We start from the raw sequence: 1,448 nt of genomic DNA, 5'->3' as shown, positions 1-1,448 counted from the left end.
CGCGCGATGCGTCCGCCGCGCGGCACGTCGCCGCGATCCATGCGCAGAAGCGCCGTTCCCGCCTCCTGCTCGGCGCGGACGGCCTGCCGCGCCTCCTCGAAGGAGGCGTAGCCGATCTTGCGGATGAAGCGCGTGACAGTGGCGTTGGAGACGCCCGCCATCTGCGCCAGCTCCGTCGCGGTGTAGCTCGCGATCTGCCCGGGGAAATGCAGGATCGCCTCCGCGAGCCGCCGTTCGCTCGGGTGCATCTCCGGGGTCGCATCGGTGATGCGCGCGATGAAGGAGGTCCGTGCCGCTGACGCCATGGCCGTGTGAATATCCTTTCACGGACCCCCGGCACAATGCGGCGAGGAGACCGGAGCAGGCCCGGGACCGGACCCATCGGTCAGACTACGCGGCACCGATTTACGGCTGGTGAATCGCGCGGCGCCGACATCGCCCCTGAACGGCGGTCTTCCGCACATCGACTTGAACGGGGCCGCGTCGCGGTTAGGTCTGACGCATGGCAGATGCACTTTCCCCCACCGCCCCGAGCCCGTCCATGCGCGTAGCGCGTGCCCTCATGGCCGCGATGCCGAGGGCGATGCGCCCGGCCGCCTTCGTAGACATGGCCCTTGCAGCGCTGATCGTGCTGGCGCTGTCGGCCATCTCGCGGGCGGACGAACACGTCCAGGAATGGATACCGGACGTGCTCGTGTTTCCCGACGACGCGGAGGTCGTGTCGGACCGGGCGGTGGGCTCGGCGATCCGCATGTTCTCGATTTCCACCGAACGCGATGTGGCGGAGATCCTGGCCACCTGGGAGGAAAACCTGCGGCAGGGCGGCTATGCGATCACGCAGCAAAGCGACGAGCTCCTCGACGGCGCCATCGAGTTCTCGGGCCCCGGCATCGTGAACGCGAAGATCATTCTCGCGCCGACCGCCGAGACAGGCCGGAACGTCATCCAGTTCGATGCGACGCTGGAATGACGCGCCTGGCCTAGACCCGTCCGCTGGCCGAGAGCATCACGGCGATGAAGCGGGTGCTCCGGATCTCGGCCAGCACGAGGACCAGGCTCGCCGTCATCGGAACCGCCAGCAACGCCCCCGGCAGGCCCCATAGCGTGCTCCAGACGGCAAGCGACAGGAGCACGACGAAGGGACTGAGATTGAACGCCCGGCCCATCATCCGGGGTTCGAGCCAGGCGCCGACGAAGATCTGCGCCGCCGACAGCGCCACCAGAACGGTGCCCGCCATCGCGATCGTGCCGAACTGCGCCAGGCTGAGGAGCACCGGGAAGATCACGCCCACGATCGACCCGATATAGGGAATGTAGTTCAGGAAGGCGATGAGCACGGCCCAGAACAGGGCGAACTCGATCCCCAGCAGAAGCATGATGGCGAAGGAGATCGCGCCGAGGATGATGTTGATCGCCGTCTTGACGAAGAGGTAGCGACCGATGCGGTC

3 protein-coding genes are annotated in these 1,448 nt (G+C 67.2%); 1 reads left to right on the top strand and 2 read right to left on the bottom strand.

All coding sequences use genetic code 11. The annotated features are described in order from the left end of the window. A partial coding sequence (locus tag ACTS11_RS05210) for a MurR/RpiR family transcriptional regulator (RefSeq protein WP_442639282.1) occupies nt 1-305 on the bottom strand: 305 nt, incomplete at its 3' end. Between the two features lie 236 nt (nt 306-541). Between ACTS11_RS05210 and ACTS11_RS05205 the strand changes: the two genes are divergently transcribed. After that, a complete protein-coding gene (locus tag ACTS11_RS05205) occupies nt 542-970 on the top strand; it encodes a hypothetical protein (protein WP_442639281.1) in 429 nt (142 codons plus the stop codon). 10 nt (nt 971-980) lie between these two features. Here the strand turns inward: ACTS11_RS05205 and ACTS11_RS05200 are convergent. Next, nucleotides 981-1,448: AI-2E family transporter (locus ACTS11_RS05200; RefSeq protein ID WP_442639280.1), on the bottom strand; the 468-nt coding region annotated here is incomplete at its 5' end.

The sequence above is a fragment of the Roseicyclus sp. genome (genome assembly GCF_052168335.1).
Classification (GTDB): Bacteria; Pseudomonadota; Alphaproteobacteria; order Rhodobacterales; family Rhodobacteraceae; genus Roseibacterium.
This window is presented reverse-complemented; position numbering and strand designations above follow the sequence as displayed.

What these genes read in the sequence shown, in the direction of transcription:
- ACTS11_RS05205 (WP_442639281.1), top strand. Translation starts at nt 542, where the DNA reads ATGCGCGTAGCGCGTGCCCTCATGGCCGCGATGCCGAGGGCGATGCGC.